The 19,487-nt window shown below is 49.4% G+C and carries 19 protein-coding genes and 1 riboswitch; of the genes, 4 read left to right on the top strand and 15 right to left on the bottom strand.

The window, feature by feature from the left end:
• Nucleotide 1: 1 nt before the first annotated feature.
• Nucleotides 2-1,642 carry a GAF domain-containing sensor histidine kinase gene (locus tag A0V43_RS01030; protein WP_063192161.1) on the bottom strand — a complete coding sequence of 547 codons (1,641 nt, stop codon included), beginning with the start codon at nucleotides 1,640-1,642 and terminating at the stop codon, nucleotides 2-4.
• Between the two features lie 5 nt (nucleotides 1,643-1,647).
• On the bottom strand, nucleotides 1,648-2,796 hold the full coding sequence (locus tag A0V43_RS01025) for an iron-containing alcohol dehydrogenase (protein WP_063192160.1): 1,149 nt from the start codon (nucleotides 2,794-2,796) through the stop codon (nucleotides 1,648-1,650).
• A 355-nt stretch (nucleotides 2,797-3,151) separates the two neighbouring features.
• On the opposite strand from A0V43_RS01025, the gene A0V43_RS20950 reads away from it, so the two are divergent.
• Nucleotides 3,152-3,283 (top strand): DUF1572 family protein, encoded by a 132-nt coding sequence (locus A0V43_RS20950; RefSeq protein WP_128578071.1) that lies wholly within the window; start codon nucleotides 3,152-3,154, stop codon nucleotides 3,281-3,283.
• 40 nt (nucleotides 3,284-3,323) lie between these two features.
• Here A0V43_RS20950 and A0V43_RS01020 read toward each other — a convergent pair whose 3' ends face one another.
• From A0V43_RS01020 to A0V43_RS19625, 9 genes are all read right to left on the bottom strand, one after another.
• Nucleotides 3,324-4,343 (bottom strand): ABC transporter substrate-binding protein, encoded by a 1,020-nt coding sequence (locus tag A0V43_RS01020; protein WP_442899716.1) that lies wholly within the window; start codon nucleotides 4,341-4,343, stop codon nucleotides 3,324-3,326.
• Between the two features lie 54 nt (nucleotides 4,344-4,397).
• Nucleotides 4,398-5,201 carry an ABC transporter permease gene (locus A0V43_RS01015; protein WP_063192158.1) on the bottom strand — a complete coding sequence of 268 codons (804 nt, stop codon included), beginning with the start codon at nucleotides 5,199-5,201 and terminating at the stop codon, nucleotides 4,398-4,400.
• Nucleotides 5,198-6,007, bottom strand: a complete 810-nt coding sequence (locus A0V43_RS01010) for an ABC transporter permease (protein WP_063192157.1) — start codon at nucleotides 6,005-6,007, stop codon at nucleotides 5,198-5,200. Before A0V43_RS01010 ends, A0V43_RS01015 begins: the two co-directional genes overlap by 4 nt.
• Complete coding sequence (locus tag A0V43_RS01005) at nucleotides 6,004-7,065, bottom strand: ABC transporter ATP-binding protein (protein ID WP_063192156.1); 1,062 nt, start codon at nucleotides 7,063-7,065, stop codon at nucleotides 6,004-6,006. Before A0V43_RS01005 ends, A0V43_RS01010 begins: the two co-directional genes overlap by 4 nt.
• A 122-nt stretch (nucleotides 7,066-7,187) precedes the next feature.
• On the bottom strand, nucleotides 7,188-7,838 hold the full coding sequence (locus A0V43_RS01000; protein ID WP_063192155.1) for an ABC transporter ATP-binding protein: 651 nt from the start codon (nucleotides 7,836-7,838) through the stop codon (nucleotides 7,188-7,190).
• Nucleotides 7,839-8,026: 188 nt separating this feature from the next.
• Nucleotides 8,027-8,536: a stage II sporulation protein M gene (locus tag A0V43_RS00995; protein WP_011230224.1), complete on the bottom strand. Its 510-nt coding sequence runs from the start codon at nucleotides 8,534-8,536 to the stop codon at nucleotides 8,027-8,029.
• A 13-nt stretch (nucleotides 8,537-8,549) separates the two neighbouring features.
• A complete protein-coding gene (locus A0V43_RS00990; RefSeq protein WP_236930881.1) occupies nucleotides 8,550-9,938 on the bottom strand; it encodes a hypothetical protein in 1,389 nt (462 codons plus the stop codon).
• Nucleotides 9,939-10,236: 298 nt separating this feature from the next.
• Nucleotides 10,237-10,467 carry an uberolysin/carnocyclin family circular bacteriocin gene (locus A0V43_RS00985; RefSeq protein ID WP_063192153.1) on the bottom strand — a complete coding sequence of 77 codons (231 nt, stop codon included), beginning with the start codon at nucleotides 10,465-10,467 and terminating at the stop codon, nucleotides 10,237-10,239.
• 63 nt (nucleotides 10,468-10,530) lie between these two features.
• Nucleotides 10,531-10,701, bottom strand: a complete 171-nt coding sequence (locus A0V43_RS19625; protein WP_015374078.1) for a hypothetical protein — start codon at nucleotides 10,699-10,701, stop codon at nucleotides 10,531-10,533.
• A gap of 311 nt (nucleotides 10,702-11,012) precedes the next feature.
• A riboswitch (SAM riboswitch) is annotated at nucleotides 11,013-11,115 on the top strand.
• A gap of 69 nt (nucleotides 11,116-11,184) precedes the next feature.
• On the opposite strand from A0V43_RS19625, the gene A0V43_RS00980 reads away from it, so the two are divergent.
• Together A0V43_RS00980 and metH are read left to right on the top strand one after the other, a co-directional pair.
• Nucleotides 11,185-13,032, top strand: a complete 1,848-nt coding sequence (locus A0V43_RS00980; protein WP_063192152.1) for a bifunctional homocysteine S-methyltransferase/methylenetetrahydrofolate reductase — start codon at nucleotides 11,185-11,187, stop codon at nucleotides 13,030-13,032.
• The gene (metH, locus tag A0V43_RS00975) at nucleotides 13,025-16,435 is read left to right on the top strand and encodes a methionine synthase (RefSeq protein ID WP_063192151.1); all 3,411 of its coding nucleotides are present in this window, start codon (nucleotides 13,025-13,027) and stop codon (nucleotides 16,433-16,435) included. The genes A0V43_RS00980 and metH overlap by 8 nt, the downstream gene beginning before the upstream one ends.
• A 161-nt stretch (nucleotides 16,436-16,596) precedes the next feature.
• On the opposite strand, the gene A0V43_RS00970 is transcribed toward metH, so the two are convergent.
• Nucleotides 16,597-17,016 (bottom strand): type II toxin-antitoxin system VapC family toxin, encoded by a 420-nt coding sequence (locus tag A0V43_RS00970; protein ID WP_020279350.1) that lies wholly within the window; start codon nucleotides 17,014-17,016, stop codon nucleotides 16,597-16,599.
• Nucleotides 17,017-17,108: 92 nt separating this feature from the next.
• On the bottom strand, nucleotides 17,109-17,333 hold the full coding sequence (locus A0V43_RS00965; RefSeq protein WP_236930880.1) for an AbrB/MazE/SpoVT family DNA-binding domain-containing protein: 225 nt from the start codon (nucleotides 17,331-17,333) through the stop codon (nucleotides 17,109-17,111).
• A 229-nt stretch (nucleotides 17,334-17,562) separates the two neighbouring features.
• Here A0V43_RS00965 and A0V43_RS00960 point away from each other — a divergent pair, with 229 nt between their 5' ends.
• Entirely contained in the window at nucleotides 17,563-18,426 is an 864-nt protein-coding gene (locus A0V43_RS00960) for an SDR family oxidoreductase (RefSeq protein ID WP_063192150.1), read from the top strand.
• A gap of 289 nt (nucleotides 18,427-18,715) precedes the next feature.
• On the opposite strand, the gene A0V43_RS00955 is transcribed toward A0V43_RS00960, so the two are convergent.
• Entirely contained in the window at nucleotides 18,716-19,033 is a 318-nt protein-coding gene (locus A0V43_RS00955; protein WP_206501574.1) for an MFS transporter, read from the bottom strand.
• Between the two features lie 109 nt (nucleotides 19,034-19,142).
• Nucleotides 19,143-19,481 carry an antibiotic biosynthesis monooxygenase gene (locus A0V43_RS00950; protein WP_063192148.1) on the bottom strand — a complete coding sequence of 113 codons (339 nt, stop codon included), beginning with the start codon at nucleotides 19,479-19,481 and terminating at the stop codon, nucleotides 19,143-19,145.
• Between the last annotated feature and the right edge of the window lie 6 nt (nucleotides 19,482-19,487).

Genomic DNA, 19,487 nt, shown 5'->3' with positions numbered 1-19,487 from the left:
CTTATTTCTTTTTTGGAAGTTTTAATATAAACTCACTTCCTTTACCAAGTTCGCTGACCACCTCAATCGTTCCACCGTGCGCCTCAGCAATCCCTAAACTAACAGACAGCCCAAGCCCGGTTCCCTTACCTGGCCTCTTCGTTGTAAAAAATGGATTAAAAATTTCCTGCAAATGTTGTTCTTCTATTCCTTTTCCGTTGTCACGGATCGATAGAACAACCCAATGTTCTCCGGCTTCAACGATCGACTTTGTTTCTATGACAATGATTTTCTCTGGAATATCCATCTCTTCAAGCGCATCTTTGGCGTTTATTAATAAATTTAAAATAACTTGGCTTATCTGTTGAAGGTTTCCTTCAATCAATTCAATGGAAGCGTCTAATCTTTTTTGAATACTAATATTTTGTTTGCAAATTTGATCACCAATTAAGCCTAATACTTGTTCAACGGCATCATTTATAGAACAATCTTCAAACCTATATTCATCTTGTCTTGAAAATGTCAATAAATTTTGAATAATGGTTTTGCAGCGTTTCCCGCATGAATAAATATCAAATAGTAGTTTATATATACGATCATCTTTTGAAAAAGACCTCAACAACAACTGGGCATTACCAAGAATGGCGGTGAGAGGGTTATTCAATTCGTGCGCAATTCCAGCAGCCATTTCCCCAATTGCAGCTAACTTTCCTGATTGAACAAGTTGGGCTTCAATCTGCAATTTTTCAGTAATGTCATTAAGATACATAATCACAGCGTACATATTTTGTTTTTCATTCAAGACGGGATAAGAACGCAATTCGCATACCCTCTGCTGGATATGAATACGCCGATGAACAGATTTTTTTGTTTCTAAAATTTCCACGATCGGGCTTTCCTTTGGATTAATTGATAACAATTTACATATATCTTTTTTATACAAGTCAACTTGAAAAAACTCGTTAGCTGCATCATTACACCGTAAAATATTCCCTTCTAGGTCGACGAGGAATATCATTTCTGAAACAGCTCGGAATGTCTCTTCCCATTCTTTTTTACTGGTAAGTACCTCATTATAAAGACGGACATTTTCAATACAAACCGCCAGTTGGTCGCAAAATTGCTGAAAAAAGGACAGATCATCTTCATCATACACCACTTTTTCCTTGCTTCCTATACTCAGTACCCCGATCACCTTTCCTTTGCTAATAAGTGGGATCAATAATACACTGCGAACTCCTAAGGCGTTATATACAGCTGTTTCAACATACAAATCTTCGTCTTCTTCTATTTGATAAAAAATTTTTTCGAGCGATTGTACGACTTTCCAATAGAGCGACCTCTCTTTTGGCAAAACAAAACCAATAGGAAAATACAAAGAGTGGGCGGGATATACATTTGTTAACACTAATTTATGATTTTCACATAACGATAAGCTGATTCGTTCCACTGGAAAAATTGTTTTCAATTTATCCATACTATTTTTCATCATTTCATCCATTGATATATCAATATTGAAGCTTTTTGTAATATCATTAATAATCTCCAACTGCATATTTTTCTTTTTTAACTCTGTGACCATCTTTTTTAATTCTGTGTAATAACTTTTTTTCGAAGATTGAACTCCTGTTAAAAGGCTAATGAGTTGTTGCCGGTCATTCATTTTGTTTACCACGCCTTTCTGAATATTCCCTCAATTTCTTCTGCAGTGATATCACGAGGGTTGGTGATCATACATGCGTCATGAAAGGCGACCAAACTCATTTTCCGTATTTCTTCTTGTTTCACTCCTATATCAGATAATCGCTGCGGCACCCCAATATCCTCTGCCAATTGTTTTACATACTCAATCGCCTTTCTTCCCGCTTCCATATAGGACATGCCGCGAGTATCAATTCCGAGAAAATAAGCAATATCAGCAAATTTTTTCGGATTCGCCAACAGGTTGAACTCCATCACATGCGGAAGCAATATAGAGTTTATATCCCCATGAAGAAGAGGATACCTTCCCCCGACAGCATGGGACATGGCATGAACAGCGCCTAAAATCGCGTTGGAAAAAGCCAATCCTGCCTGTAAACTCGCCATTGCCATATTTGCTTTTGCCTCTTGGTTGATTTTAGAGGCGACAGAAGGGCGTAAATATTTTCCTACTAAAGAAATAGCGTTTTGAGCTTGAACATCTGTAAGTGGTGTAGCTGCTAAGCTTACATAAGCCTCAATGCCATGCGTTAAAACATCTAATCCTGTTGAGGCTGTCAAATGAGCGCTTTTTGTCGATAATGTTTCTGGATCAATGATTGCAATATCAGGAATAAGAGATCGGGAAATGATCGTCATCTTTTTTTTCTCTTTTGTATCAACAATAACAGAAAATTGAGACACTTCTGATCCCGATCCTGCTGTTGTTGGAACCATCACTTGAGGAGGAAGGGGCAATTGAATTTTATCCACTCCCTCATATTCATGAATTTGTCCCCCGTTTGTAGCAAGAATGGCGACAGCCTTTGCGGCATCAATAGAACTGCCTCCACCGATTCCAATGATAGAATCGCATTCATTTTCAAGATATGCTTCACAGCCTTTTGTCACTTCTTCATCCTTTGGATTTATTGTTACATCACAAAATGTCGCGTATTTTAATCCTACCTGCCTGCAACTCTTGATGACAACATCGAGCCAACCGGCTTCCGCAACACCTGGATCGCTGACAATCAACACATTTGTCGCACCAAGCCTTAGACAACTTTCCCCTACTTGCTGAATGGAACCGTTGCCAAAAATCACTTCGGGCATCACGAACTTATGAATGTTCATCCTCGTGCCCCCTTATTGGCCGTCTTCTTTTTATTGCTCAACAACTTTTTTGTTTTAAGCACTCATTCGACATCTGGATGAAAAATCCTCCTGATTTTCTGCACGAGAAGGAGGAATGAGAGATCAAGACGAAAATCCCTCTATGATTAATGACACACTTAGCAAACATGGTGAGCACTGCCTGCAAACAAAAATCCTGACACTGTCCGACTTTTATAGGACGCAACGCCACGGATATGTTCGTTCTTCTCAATGTCGTTCCAATACAATCTCGTCTACATTCACCGACACATCATTTTAGTACATCGCAACGGCTCTCTCACTTTTACCGTTACCGCACCACCTGTAGCACACCATTATTCATATCAGACAAATCGTCTATATTACCAAACATCTGAACGCCGATCACTGGGAGACACTGACCATCCCAAAAAAGAAGCCGCTCAGCCCTTCTGTCAACAAAGCGAGCGCCAGTCCTCATGAATGAAGACGGCGCCCGCTTTGTTGGTAAAGGGGACATCGCTTGTTCACTTTTGCTGCATCTTAAACTCCAAAAACAGCTCGTTGTAGTAGGCGAGCATGTGTTTTCCTAAGTTTTCGTACACTTCGAGATGCCCTGCTGAATCCAAATCGGGGTAGAAGCGCCGATCGCCTGCGATGTCTTTTGGCAAATAGCGAAGCGCCTTTTTGTTCGGCGTCGAGTAGCCGACATACTCGGCGTTTTGCGCCGCGTGTTTCGGGTCGAGCATAAAGTTGATGAACGCGTGCGCTCCTTCGATGTTTTTCGCTGTTTTCGGAATGACCATGTTGTCAAACCATAGGTTGGAGCCTTCTTTTGGCACGACATAGTCGAGCTTGTCGTTTTCGGCGATGATTTCGGCCGCATCGCCCGACCAGACGACGCCGATGGCTGCTTCTTCATTGGCAAGCAGCAGCTTGATTTCATCGCCGACAATCGCCTTCACGTTCGGCATAAGCCGGTCGAGCTTCCGCTTCGCTTCTTGCAAATGGGCTTTGTTCGTGTCATTCAGCGAATAGCCGAGGCTGTTCAACGCCATCCCCATCACTTCCCGCGCCCCGTCGACAAGCAAAATTTGATTGCGCAAGCTTGGATCCCATAAGTCGTTCCAGCTCGTCATTCTTTTGCCGCCAAGCATCTCGCGGTTGTAGACGATGCCGACCGTTCCCCAAAAATACGGCACTGAATACCGGTTGTGCGGGTCAAACGGCAAGTTGAGAAACCGCGGTTCGATATATTGCAAATTGGGAAGCTTTCGGTGATCAAGCGGCAGAAGCAGCTTTTCCTCGATCATTTTGCTGATGGCGTAATCGGACGGAACGGCGACATCAAACGTCGCCCCGCCTTGGGCGATTTTCGCCATCATCGCCTCGTTGGAATCGAACGTTTGGTAAATCACTTTCCACCCTGTCTCTTTTTCAAATTCACGAATGAGCGCCGGGTCAATGTAATCACCCCAGTTGTAGACCGTCACCGTTTTGCCTCCGCCGTACCCTTCCGCTTCGTTCAGCCGGTGGGTGATGAACATGAGGACGAACGCCGCGATGAACACGGCCGCAAATCCTTGGACAAGCCGTCTCACCTACTTTCGCCCCCCTATCCCGTACATTCGGCCGCCTTTTTGGCTGAGCACATAATAACCGATGACAAGCAGCATCGTAAATAAAAACAGCAGCGTCGACAGCGCATTGATCGATAAGGAAATGCCTTGGCGCGCCCGCGAATAAATTTCCACCGACAGCGTCGAGAATCCATTTCCCGTGACAAAAAACGTCACGGCAAAGTCATCAAGCGAATACGTGAGCGCCATGAAAAAGCCCGCCCATATGCTCGGGGCCAAAAACGGCAGCACCACACCGGACAGCACTTGCCAATGACTGGCTCCTAAATCTCTAGCCGCATCAATCAGCGTCGGGCTCATTTCTTCCAGCTTCGGCAGCACCATCAACACGACAATCGGCACACTGAATGCGATATGGGACAACAGCACGGATGTAAACCCTAGTTGAATGCCAGCGATCGTAAACAGCAGCAAAAACGAAGCGCCGATGATGACGTCTGGGCTGACGATCAACACGTTATTGAGAGCGAGAAGAGCGTTTTTCGTCCGCTGCCGCTTGACATAGTAAATGGCGAGCGCCCCGATGACCCCGAGTATGGTCGCGACCGCCGCCGACAGCAGCGCGATGACGATTGTATTCAAAACGATGATGAGCAAGCGGTCGTCGGACAGCACGTCGCGGTACCACTTCAACGTGAACGATTGAAAATCGTGCATCGCCCCGCCACTGTTGAACGAATAATACATCAAATACACAATCGGCGTATACATCACGGCAAACACGGCTAACAGGTACACACGTCCCCATGCCTGCATCCGTTTCATCGGCTTCCCTCTTTTCTTCCGCTTCCTGTCAGGCCGACGATGACCGCCATCGCGATCATTAACACAACAGCGATCGTCGCCCCCATTCCCCAGTTTTGGGTGACAAGAAAATGCTGTTCAATGGCGGTGCCGAGCGTAATGACGCGGTTGCCAGCGACAAGGCGTGTAATCATAAACAGCGACAGCGCCGGGATGAACACCGCTTGGCAGCCGGCCTTCACTCCGCCAAGCGTGAGCGGAAAGACGACGCGGCGGAACGTCGTCCAAGCCGAAGCGCCCAAATCGCGGGCGGCATCGACAAGCGATGGCGGCAGCTCCTCCAGCGCGTTGAAAATCGGCAGCACCATAAACGGAATAAAAATGTACACCGACACAAACACAAAACTGAAATCGGTGAACAACAGCTGCCGCGCTCCAATGCCAAGCGTCTGCAACAGGGCGTTGGCCAGCCCGTACGTGCCGAGCAGCCCTAAAAACGCATACACCTTCAGCAGCAAATTCACCCACATCGGCAAGATGAGCAACAACAGCCATAACTGCTTGTGCCTCGTCTTTGTCAGCCAATAGGCGGTTGGATAGCCGATGAGCAGCGACACAAGCGTGATTAAAAACGCGTACCAAAACGAATACGCCATCATTTTTAAATAAATGGGCGTCAACACGTTTTCATAATTCGCCACCGTCCAATGTCCGTCTATATCCAAAAACGATTCATATAATAAAAAGACGATCGGAGCGATGACAAACAACACCAACCAAATGCCATAAGGGATTAAATACCAGTTCCGCCACGCCCGTTCCGTCATGCGCCCTCATCCTCCCTTTCGACTCGCATGACGTGAATCGCTTCCGGTTCAAAACGAAGGCCGACCGTTTCCCCGACTTCGGCCTTTTTCGTCGAATGGACAAGCCATTCGTTGCCGTTTTCATCATAGCCGCAAATTTCATAATGGACACCGCGGAATAAGAGCGAATCGACGCGGATGACGATCTGCCCGTCTTCCGGCGCTGCGAGTTCCAAATCTTCCGGGCGGATGACGACATCAACCGGTTCGTTCGGGGCAAAGCCGCGGTCAACACAAACAAACCGCTTGCCCGCGAATTCGACGAGGAAATCGTCGATCATGCGCCCCGACAAAATGTTCGATTCGCCAATGAAATCGGCGACGAATCGGTTGATGGGCTCGTCGTAAATGTCTTTCGGCGTCCCAAACTGCTGAATTTTTCCTTTATTCAGAACAAAAATGTAATCGGACATCGCCAGCGCTTCTTCTTGGTCATGCGTGACAAAAATAAACGTAATGCCCAATCGACGTTGGAGCTCACGCAATTCATACTGCATTTCCGTGCGCAATTTCAAATCCAAGGCTGACAGCGGTTCATCCAAGAGCAACACCTCAGGTTCATTGACAATCGCCCGGGCAATGGCGACGCGCTGGCGTTGGCCGCCGGACATCTCTTGAATGCGGCGGCGCTCATAGCCTTCCAAGTTGACAAACCGGAGCGCTTCGCTCACTTTTTGGCGGATGTCCACTTCTTTCATCTTTTTCACGCGCAAGCCAAATGCCACGTTTTCAAACACATCGAGGTGAGGAAACAACGCATAGTCTTGAAAGACAGTGTTGACTTGCCGTTTGTTCGGCGGGACGTTTTGAATCGGCTTCCCGTGGAAATAAATCGTTCCTTCCGTCGGTTCGATAAACCCGGCAATCAGCCGCAAAATCGTCGTCTTCCCGCACCCTGACGGGCCAAGCAGCGTATAAAACTTCCCGCGCTCCATCGCAAAACTGACGTCATCCAATACGACCGTTCCGTCGTATTCCTTCGTCACTCGCTCGAAGCGGATGATCTCTTCCCCGTTCACTTCCAGCCCCCCGTCTTCTTGATGTTCACTATTCCTAATTAGAACATAGGAGAGTGGAAAGTGCAACGGAAAAATCCTTGATCACACGTATGAAAACTGAATTTTTCCTGAAGATCCCGCCGTCATTTTTCCATTTTATCTTCATTGTTTGGACGTGTAAGCGAGATTATGCGGGAGCCAGGGAAGCGCTCTTGATGAACGTGAGAAGCAATGAGATAAGCATGTTGACGGTCGCCTTGAATCCACTCCGCCAACCGATCGCGACTTAGCCTATCAAGGGAATTGAACGGTTCATCCATCAAATACAATTCGACCGGGCGGGCTAAAGCAATCGCAATATGCAGTTTTTGTTTTGTTCCTAATGAATACTGATCCACCGGGAGCGGGAGCATCTCCTCCATTCCAAGCAGACTGCATAATTCGTTCGCTTTGCGGACGTACTGTTGATCCAGCTTCCATAAAAGCCGGAAACATTCGATATTTTCATAACCCGTCAATTTTGAAAACATGACAGTCTCGGATGTCACATAAGACAAATGAGCGCGCATGTCGGGAAGCTGAATCGGATTGCCTTTATAAAAGGCTTGATAATGCAGCTCTCCTTTATCGAGCAATCCCGAAATAATATGCAAAAGAGTCGTTTTCCCCACTCCATTGGGGCCGGTGAGAAGCACGGTCTCCCCTGAAAAAATGGAAAATGAGAATTGCTGAAAAATCGTGGCTCCCCCATCATAGCGATACGTCAAGTTTTGCAATGAAAATAACGGTTCCATCTATTTCTTCCCCTTTTCCTGCTTGGCTCTTCACCAAAAGTTGTACTTGATTTTTTCTGAACTCTATTTACGCTTGTAAGGGAAAATCAACAAATCAGTGATTTTTTCAAATCTTTGTGCAGGAAGCTGTATTGCTTGTCAAGTACATGTTGTGGTGAAGAGCCTCCTGCTTTTTAGACCGTCTATTTTTATACATGAGACACCGTTGATTCCAACCATGCTGAGATGATGAGCAGCGCGACCGCCAGCACTAGTAAAAAGAGGATATCCCGTATATAGAGCGTTTCTTCTTCTCCTCTTGCTCTTTTTTTGACGATTTGAAGAAACCGCCATGTCTCGTACCCTAATGTACAAAACAAGATATGGCCGATGATTTCAGGAATCGCGTGAGGAAAGACACCGGTCATCAACGGCTGCATGCCATATCCTGTGGCGACTCCTCTCACGATCACGCCTAGCATTGCTGCGTTGTAACCGAGATAAAGGGTATTGGCCATTCCTAGCGTCAGCCATCCGCCAACCATCAAAATGGCTCCAACCATCAAGTTGTGGCCTAAAGTGGTCCAAAACGCCATGGAAGTCGGATGAATCGTAAGCTTTTGTGAAAAAATCACTGCTCCAAAAGCAAAACATACAATGTACACACCTAACGACAATAACATATACGGCAAATGAGTGTGAATCGCTCGTCTGATCACCGCAAATGCCTCCTCACGTGCGCCGAGCATATTGAGAACTATTCCATAATACAAGGTACAGCATCAAGACAAACAAAACGCTGTAACATGCCCAACTCCAACCTTTCAAGAGCATAAAAAAGGCAGAAAGAAGCGATGAAAAAACGGTTATGTAAATCAATAAGCGATGAAACGAATGATTTCCAGCCGCAATCACCATATACCCCGCATAATCACGTGGAGATGTCAATGCCGCCTGCTCGCCGCTAGCTAAAACGAGACAGAACACTTCATAATCGGTGCGCAAAATCCGTTTGACAACAAGCGAATAGGCGGGCATCATCACCACAGCTCCCATTGCTGCCCAAAGCCCTCCACTCATCCCCAATAATCCTATGTATTCGAGAAGCAGCAATCCTACTGCCGTCATGCATGGGTAGACGCCTAATCGCTCAAGCAGCGTCCATTTCGCTTCGATTAACGGTACAAGAGGAGGTGGAGAAAGAAGACGAAACACAGTGAGACGCTCCATCTCGCTTTCAAACTGAAAAATGTCGCGAAAGACGTCGGTAATGGCTCGCAACGTGCCTGTCATGACCATATACATTTCAAACATAAACAAAAACAAAATGATCAACCCATTATGAACGATCGGCAACAGCGCCAAATTCGCTCCCGCAACCAGAAACCATTCCCCCGGCAAAAATAGCGACCAAGGCGGTTTCGTCAACTCACGGGCTTGGCGTGTTAACAGACAAAGATCTTTATATAAAATTGCATTATTCGTGCTGCGAATTTTTAACGACTCTATGACACGCTGATGCCATGAATATAGCATGTACGCTGCCTTGTCAGAATGAGACGCACGAGTGAAAGAAAAACAAATCAAAGCCAACAGAGCGAATCCAGCACCGATGAATGATAAAGCTGTACTTGAAAATGACCACCCTTCCCCCCAACTTGTCATGCGTTCATAAAACAGCTGTTGCCAATGAGCAACATAACCATCCATATACACAAGATAAGAGAGCGACAACCCATACATTCGAACCGCTTGGCGGGACAATTGCAGCAACGGCATAATCGCCGCAAGCACGACATAACCAATCGCGAATGATGCCATTCGAAAGAAAAAGGCAGAAAATGCGCCCATCGCTCTAAAAGTTGAGCCACGCACTATATGCGATGTCACATAAAGAAGCAACAACATCGTATGTCCAAACCATACTAATGATGCGCCTGTGATCCCGAACATCACCATCAACCCAATTGAAGGAGGCAACCAAATCGGCAATAGCCGCAAAAGCGACACAGCATAGTGGATTTTGAGCAATCGCCGCCATACCTCGTCATCCCGCACCCCAGACAGACGCACATAATGATAATGGTATTGACGTTGCAATGCCTCTTTGGACTCAAGCAAAACTCCTATTAAAGGACTGACAGACATAAAAAAGAGAAACGCCATAATCGCAGAAGGACGAAACATGATAAATGATCGAGTGCAAATGATCACAACCAATATCCCCGAAACAAGCCATTTCGCCGCTTCCACCAAGAACATGGTCATCTTTGGAGAAAAAGGCGATTTTTTCTGCAATGGGGCCAAACTACTTCGTTGTCGTTGTTGATATAACAGCCATACGAGTTTCACTTCTCTTCCCCCACATTGATTTACTCATTAGGAACGGCAGGGAGTTTTTCCCCTGCCGTTTTGCCTTTTACCATGCAATCGCTGCCGCTTTTCCTCGTTCCGCCACTATTTTTTTCACCGTCGCGACAAAAGTTGACCACCCAATTTCCAAAATGGCGTCGACTCCACCTGATAAAATAGCGGTGATCCCAAGAATAATAGAAATAAGAGTGGAGCCGGTCAACACAATCGAAACAACCGTCGTCGCGATTGACTGCGACACGCCGAGCGTCCCGGCAACAAGCGCCAGCAAACTCATAACCTATCACTTTCTTCCAGTAAATGATAATCGATCAAAACTTTTTTCAAAAACATTCTGTGTCTATCTCATCCTTCGCACTAAACGAGAATAAACCCCGCCGTAAAGCAGCACCAATACAATAAATCCTATTTTGATGGGCATGCTGGCCGCTTTTAGGCGAAAAGCAACTCCAATCAACACAACAAGCGGCAGGCTAATCAGAATAAAATACGGCCACGACCATTGTTTCACCCACTTCACTCCTGTCTGCGATGCGGTTTCTAGTAAATTCCTTGTTAATATCATCCATTTTAATCATACACCTTGACTCTAAAAAAAAAAAGAGAAATCGTTCGACAATTTTACCTTTTTTTACACATTTCGACATATTTCGTGCTATTGAAATGAAACAGAGATGCTTTTAAGAGCTTGGTACAAGGTAAGCGTTGATCCAAGAAATTCTTTTTTGAAATTTCCTTGCTTCACCGTATTGAATAATTTCGAAAAATACATTAAATTATATAGTAATCATCAAAACGTCACCGCACAATTGCATACGGACATTCTTATCAAGAGAGGGGGAGGGACTGGCCCGGTGAACCCTCAGCAACCTGGCCCGCGGCCAAGGTGCTAAATCCAGACAGGCGGATGCCTGGAAGATAAGAAGAAGCGAACGAAAAGTCTTCTTCTTAGAAGACTTTTTTCTTTTACTTTAAGGAAACGGGGGAATCAAATGTGGGGCTGCTCGATGAGTTGAAACAACGCATTCTCATCGCTGACGGAGCGATGGGGACGCTTTTATATTCGCACGGCATTGACCGTTGTTTTGAAGAATTGAATCTATCGAATCCGGACGAAATCGTCCATATTCATGAAGCGTATATCGCCGCGGGCGCCGACGTCATTCAGACGAATACATACGGCGCCAACTATGTGAAACTCGCGCGCTACGGCCTTGAAGATGAGGTGCCGTCCATCAACCGCGCCGCTGTAAGGCTGGCGAAACAAGCGGCGAACGGGCGGGCGTACGTGCTCGGGACGATCGGGGGGCTGCGCACGTTAAACAAAAGCGTCGTCACGCTCGAAGAAGTGAAACGGACGTTTCGCGAGCAGCTGTTTGTCCTGCTGGCTGAAGGGGTTGATGGCGTGTTGCTCGAGACGTATTACGATTTGGAAGAGTTGGAGACGGTGCTTGCCATCGCCCGCAAAGAAACGGATTTGCCGATCATCGCCCATGTGTCGCTCCATGAAGTCGGCGTCTTGCAAGATGGCACGCCGCTCGCGGACGCCCTTATCCGCCTGGAGGCGCTCGGGGCCGATGTCGTCGGACTGAACTGTCGTCTCGGTCCATATCATATGCTTCGGTCGCTCGAGGAAGTGCCGCTGCCAAATCGAGCGTTTTTGTCGGCGTATCCGAACGCCAGCCTCCCGGATTACCGCGATGGCCGGCTTGTCTATGAGACGAACGCTGAATATTTCGAGGAAACAGCCAAAGCGTTCCGCGACCAAGGGGTGCGCTTGATCGGCGGGTGCTGCGGCACGACGCCGAAGCATATCGCAGCGATGGCAAAAGCGCTCTCCGACCGAACGCCGGTGACGGAAAAAACGGTGAAGAGGCGCACGGCATCTGTATCGGTGCAAGCCGAGCGGCCCGCGCCGACTCCGCTTCCCGAGCTTGCCCGCACGCGCCGCTCGGTCATTGTGGAGCTGGATCCGCCGAAAAAATTGGGGATTGACAAGTTTCTTGCTGGGGCGAAAGCGCTCCATGACGCCGGCATCGATGCGCTGACGTTGGCCGACAACTCGCTCGCCACGCCGCGCATCAGCAACGCCGCTGTCGCCACGATCATCAAGGAGCAGCTCGGCATCCGCCCGCTTGTGCATATTACATGCCGCGATCGCAATTTGATCGGCTTGCAGTCGCATTTGATGGGCTTGCATACGCTCGGCATCACCGATGTGCTCGCCATTACCGGCGACCCGTCGAAAATCGGCGACTTCCCAGGAGCAACGTCGGTGTATGATTTATCATCGTTCGATTTGATCCGCTTGATCCGCCAGTTTAACGAAGGGCTGTCGTACTCGGGCAAACCGCTTGGGCAAAAAACGAACTTCTCGATCGGCGCTGCGTTCAACCCGAACGTCCGCCATTTGGATAAAGCAGTTGAGCGAATGGAGAAAAAAATTCAATGCGGCGCCCACTATTTCTTGACCCAGCCGATTTACTCGGAAGAGAAAATCGTTGAAGTGCACGAAGCGACCAAGCATCTTGACACACCGATTTACATCGGCATTATGCCGCTTGTGAGCGCGCGCAACGCCGACTTTTTGCATCATGAAGTGCCGGGCATTACGCTCTCTGACGAGATTCGCGCCCGCATGGCCGCCTGCAGCGGTGACCCGGTGCAAGCAGCCAAGGAAGGCATCGCTATCGCCAAATCGCTCATTGACGCGGCATTCGATTTGTTTAACGGCATTTATTTGATCACGCCGTTCTTGCGCTATGACATGACGGTCGAGCTCGTCCGCTACATTCACGAAAAAGAAGCGGCCGCCAAAGAAAGGAAGGTTGTTCATGGCTAACATCACCTTAGAACAGCAGCTGCAGCGAAAAATTCTCGTCATTGACGGCGCGATGGGGACGATGATCCAAAGCGCCAACCTATCAGCCGCCGATTTTGGCGGCGAGGCGTATGAAGGGTGCAACGAATATTTGACCCTCACCGCCCCGCCTGTCATCCGCCGCATTCACGAAGCGTATTTGGAAGCGGGCGCTGACATCATCGAAACGAACACGTTCGGGGCGACGCGCATTGTGCTCGATGAATACAACCTCGGGCATTTGGCGCTCGAGTTGAACATCGAAGCGGCCAAGCTCGCCAAACAAGCGGCGGAGGCGTTCTCAACTCCCGACTGGCCGCGCTTTGTCGCTGGTTCGATGGGGCCGACGACGAAGACGTTGTCGGTGACAGGCGGCGCGACCTTTGAGGAACTCGTCGCCGCCTATGAAGAACAAGCGCGCGGGCTGCTGTTGGGCGGTGTCGATCTTCTGTTGCTGGAGACGTGCCAAGATACGTTGAACGTAAAAGCCGGATTTCTCGGCATTTCCAAGGCGTTTGAGGCGGTCGGCCGCCGCGTGCCGCTCATGATTTCCGGCACGATCGAGCCGATGGGCACGACGCTCGCCGGCCAGGCGATCGATGCGTTTTTCATCTCGGTGCGCCATATGAAGCCGATCGCCGTCGGCTTAAACTGCGCGACCGGCCCGGAGTTTATGACCGACCATTTGCGGACGCTCGCCTCGCTCGCTGACACGGCGGTCAGCTGCTATCCGAACGCCGGGCTGCCGGATGAAGAAGGCCGCTACCATGAAACGCCGGAGATGTTGGCAGAGAAAATCCGCCGCTTTGCCGAAAAGGGATGGATCAACATCGTCGGCGGGTGTTGCGGCACGACGCCGGACCATATTCGCGCCATCGCCGAAGCGGTGCGTGATCTCCCGCCGCGGGCGATCCCGTCTTCGTTTGACGTCCACGCCGTCTCCGGCATCGAGGCGCTCATTTATGAGGAAACGATGCGCCCGCTCTTTGTCGGCGAGCGGACAAACGTGATCGGCTCGCGCAAATTCAAACGCCTCATCGCCGAAGGGAAATACGAAGAAGCGGCGGAAATCGCCCGCGCCCAAGTGAAAAACGGCGCCCATGTCATCGACATCTGCCTCGCCGACCCAGACCGCGACGAACTCCATGACATGGAGCAGTTCGTCCGCGAAGTCGTGAAAAAAGTGAAAGTGCCGCTTGTCATCGATTCGACCGACGAGCGCGTCATTGAACGCGCCCTCACCTATTCGCAAGGAAAAGCGATCATTAACTCGATCAACTTGGAAGACGGCGAGGAGCGGTTTGCAAAAGTCGTGCCGCTGCTTCATCAATACGGCGCCGCCGTCGTCGTCGGCACGATCGATGAACAGGGAATGGCCGTCACCGCTGAGCGGAAACTTGAAATCGCCTTGCGTTCGTATGACTTGCTGGTGAACCGCTACGGCGTCCCCGAGCGCGACATCATTTTCGACCCGCTCGTCTTCCCGGTCGGCACCGGCGATGAGCAATACATCGGCGCGGCGAAAGAAACCATTGAGGGCATCCGCCTCATTAAAGAGCGGCTGCCTCATTGCTTGACGATGCTTGGCATCAGCAACGTCTCGTTCGGCTTGCCGCCGGCCGGACGCGAAGTGCTCAACTCCGTCTTTTTGTACCATTGCACGCAAGCCGGGCTCGATTACGCCATCGTCAACACCGAGAAATTGGAGCGGTTCGCCTCGATTCCGGAAGAGGAAGTGCGAATGGCTGAGGCGCTTCTTTTTGACACAAACGACGAAACATTAAACGCCTTTATCGAATTTTACCGAAGCAAAATCACCGCCGCCAAACCGGCGCAGACGAACTTGAGCTTGGAAGAGCGGCTCGCCCGCTACGTTATTGAAGGGTCGAAAGACGGGCTCATTCCCGATTTGGAAAAGGCGCTTGAGACCTACTCCGATCCGCTGTCCATCATCAACGGTCCGCTCATGGCCGGCATGGATGAAGTCGGGCGGCTGTTCAACAACAACCAGCTTATCGTCGCTGAAGTATTGCAAAGCGCGGAAGTGATGAAAGCAGCGGTCGCCTTTTTAGAGCCGTATATGGAAAAGAAAGAAGGAAGCACAAAAGGAAAAGTCATTCTCGCCACCGTCAAAGGCGATGTGCATGACATCGGCAAAAACTTGGTCGACATCATTTTAAGCAACAACGGCTACGAGGTGATCGACCTCGGCATTAAAGTCGCTCCGCAGCAACTCATTGAAGCGGTGCGCGAACATCAGCCGGACATCATCGGGTTGTCGGGCTTGCTTGTGAAATCGGCTCAACAGATGGTCGTCACCGCCCAAGACTTGCGCCAAGCGGGCATCTCGACCCCGATTTTAGTCGGCGGCGCCGCCTTGACGCGCAAATTTACCGAAAACAAAATCGCGCCCGAATACGACGGCATCGTCTTGTACGCAAAAGACGCCATGGACGGGCTCGCCCTTGCCAACCAAATCCAGCAGGGCGAGATTGACTACAAGAAAAAAGAAACGGCCGAAAGCGAGCCAACGCGGCAAACGATGGTGGTCACAGCGGTCAAATCGAACGTCTCGACCGACGTTCCCGTCTACATCCCAGCCGATCTCGAGCGCCACGTGCTGCGAAACGTGCCGCTTGACCACATTTTGCCGTACGTCAACTGGCAAATGGTGCTCGGCCACCACCTCGGCTTGAAAGGAAAAGTGAAACGGCTGCTTGAAGAGAAAGACGAAAAAGCGTTGGCGTTAAAAGCGGTCATCGACGAACTCGTCCACGAAGCGAAAGAGCACTGCTGGATTCAGCCCGCCGGCGTCTACCGCTTCTTCCCGGCGCAAAGCGACGGCAACCGGGTTTACATTTACGATCCGACTGACGGCAAAACAGTGCTCGAGATGTTCGACTTTCCGCGCCAGCCGCGGGCGCCGCATCTTTGCCTCGCCGATTATTTGAAATCGAAAGAAAGCGGCGAAATGGATTACGTCGGTTTGTTCGCCGTCACCGCCGGGCATGGCGTCCGCGAACTCGCCCAGCGCTGGAAGGAAGAAGGCGAATTTTTGAAAAGCCATGCCATCCAAGCGTTGGCGCTCGAGATTGCCGAAGGGTTCGCCGAACGAGTCCATCAAATTATGCGCGACCGCTGGGGCTTCCCGGACGACCCGGATTTCACGATGGAAGAGCGCTTCGCCGCCAAATACCAAGGCCAGCGCTACTCGTTCGGCTACCCGGCCTGTCCGAACTTGGAAGACCAGGAGAAACTGTTCCGTCTGCTTCATCCAGAAGACATCGGCATCCGTCTCACCGACGGCTATATGATGGAACCCGAAGCATCGGTTTCCGCGATCGTCTTCGCCCATCCGGAAGCGCGGTATTTCAATGTGTTATAAGCGGGGAACGAGAAACGAGCTGGACTATGTGAACCAGCTCGTTTGCTTTTTACGCACCAACCCTTGGCCGCGGAGATGTTTCCCGTTTTGCAGCAAAAAAGACGAGGGATTGGCGATCTGGGAAAATCATGATGTTTGTTCAAATGTCAGCCATCATTGATTCAAATGATGGATTCAGGCATATAGCATTCCACGCCAAGCCGACGAAAATCTTTTTCGTTCCAGGTGATGATCCCTTGGATGGATGAAGTGTGCTGCGCCAGCGCCGAAAGATACGCGTCAGCAAAATCGACACTGCAACGGGCGTAATCGTCCAATGCCTTTCCAACAACTTCTTTGTCTATCGTCTTAATACAAGAAGCCTCCATGATTTGCTTCAGCTTACTTGCGATTTCTCCTTTCGTATACCCGTACCGTTTCGACTCGAGCACCCAGCAGCATTCCGCCACGACAAGAGGATGCAATAGAAACGCAAATTCACCGTTGACCGCCTTTTCAAATACCCGATAGGCAACCAAAGATTGTTTCTCATCGTCATTGGCTAAAAAACGAATGATGATGTTCGTGTCTAAAATATACACGTTTTATCCTCTTCTCCCTATCATCTACTCCACGTCTTTTTCCCTCTTGGACATCCGTTCCTCTTTCGCCTGTTTGCGAATATCCTCCCATGTCATCGGACGACTGTCCCCCTAGGCGGCATGGTGCCGAACAAAGATAGCAACGCATCTTTCTTTTTCACCTTTAACGTCACCTCTTGATTTTCCCCATAAACAAATGCGACTTGGTCTCCCGGTTCTGCCCCAAGCACTTCTCTGATCTTCATTGGAATCGTCACTTGATGTTTCGAAGAAAGTGTGGAGTAATACGTGTACGTTTCATGTGAGGATGGCTTCATCACGAATCCTCCTTTCCTCTTTGCTAATCATTTTATCTTTGCTTAATCAAAAAGTAAAGATTGTCTAATCCCCAAGACTTCTATGGCAAGAAACGAAAAAACAGAAGAGAAAAACATGTTCCCCAAATTTCCAGATCTATTGAACAGCACGGTCCATCCCCTCTTCACACATAATTCCCCTCCTCCGTCCCATACTAACGATGACAATACATGCTAAGGAGGAACAAACATGGTCACAAAGCAACAAACGACACTGCCCCCGCAGCACCAGACGCGCCAGCCCGGCCTGCAAACGGAGATGAACCCGCAGCCGGTCACCATCAAAGACACCTATAAAGGAAGCGGCAAGCTCAACAACAAAACCGCCATCATCAGCGGCGGCGACAGCGGCATCGGCCGCGCGGTCGCGGTTCATTTCGCCAAAGAAGGAGCCGATGTGGCGATTCTCTATCTCAACGAACATGAAGACGCCGAAGAAACGAAACGGCTTGTCGAACAGGAAGGAAGACGGTGCCTGGCCATTGCGGGAGACATCGGGGATGAAGCGTTTTGCAAAGAAGCGGTGAAACAGACGATCGAAGCGTTCGGCAAGCTCGACATCGTCGTCAATAACGCCGCCGAGCAGCACCCGCAGCCGAACTTTCTCAACATCACCGCCGCGCAACTGGAAAAAACGTTTCGCACGAACGTATTCGGCTGCTTTTTCCTAACGAAAGCGGCGCTCCCACACTTAAAAAGCGGAAGCGCGATTATTAACACCGCTTCGATCACCGCCTACGAAGGAAACGAACAGCTCATCGACTACTCGGCGACAAAAGGCGCGATCGTCGCCTTCACCCGGTCGCTCGCCAAAGCGCTCGTCGGCCAAGGCATTCGCGTCAACGGCGTCGCCCCAGGCCCGATTTGGACGCCGCTCATCCCGTCGACGTTCAAAAGCGAGCAAGTCGCCACATTCGGCGCCAACACCCCGATGAAACGTCCCGGCCAACCGTGCGAAGTCGCTCCGTGCTACGTCTTTTTGGCGAGCGATGAGTCGTCGTACATGACCGGACAAATGCTTCATGTAAATGGCGGCAAGTTCATCAGCGATTGACCGCAGCCACCGCTGTTGCCAATCATTTTTAACAAAATCGCGTTACCTTTTCTCACAAAAATATGGCGTGATTGTAAAAAAACGAGTACGATAAAGCTACGATGTTCCTCTACTTCTTTACAAGGTGCCCCTCTTCTCTCCGTCCACTCCGGAATGGGGTGGATTTTTTTTCACGTTAAAGGTTCACTAAAGGTAGATCGTTGAACCTAAAAATGCCTCCGCGGCTCCCCCTCTGTTTTAAGCAGTCAATAGTTCGGGGAATGCCACTGCATGTTTTCTATTCACCATCTCATGTGAAGAGCGTTTCCACCTCTTGCCCAGCAACCGCTATGCCTCGTTTTTTCTTGCGCACGCAAAGAACAGCCAAAGAAGCGATAACGCCTGGCAGCGCAAAAGCAACAAAGCACATGAAAATGGGGGCTTTCATTCCTAGCAGCACCCCGCCAAGCGTCGGGCCAACCATTCCTCCTAAGCGACCGACGCCATTGGCCAATCCAATGCCCGTAGAGCGGACATGGGCGGGATAATATTGCGAGACAAATGCATTCAACAAACTTTGCGTCCCCATTGTACAAACACCAGCTACCGCAATGCGGAAACATTCCATACGTACGGAACACCTAGCATTCCAAGCAACATAAAACCATAACCGCATTCAGCTCCTCTCAACGCCAATGCCATCAGCGAAAAGAGGAGCTCTTTTTCATTTCCCTTTTTCAATCTTCAGCCGACGCTGACTGTGCCGCCTGTTTCACCGTCTTCACCTCATAATGTCCGACCTCGACATTGAGGATGTACTCCGGCTTCGCTTCGTTTCGTCTCTGTTTATGCCCGGCGATATGAGCGTCGCTTTTCTCCCATTTTTTCCAATGCTCCTCCGATTCCCATGTAATCAAAATGACGACTTCCTCATCGCCGCGGCGCGCTTTCTTAACCAAAATTTTCAAATCAACAAACCCCTCTTGCTGTTCGATGATCCCAGGCTTTCGAAACCGCTCAGCCACTTGGTCGGCGAATCCTTCGGCCACTGTGATTTTACGCATTTGAACGAACATAAATCC

The sequence above is a fragment of the Geobacillus sp. JS12 genome (assembly GCF_001592395.1).
Classification (GTDB): Bacteria; Bacillota; Bacilli; order Bacillales; family Anoxybacillaceae; genus Geobacillus; species Geobacillus zalihae.
Note: the sequence above shows the minus strand (reverse complement) of the source record. Positions and strands in the feature narration are given on the sequence as shown.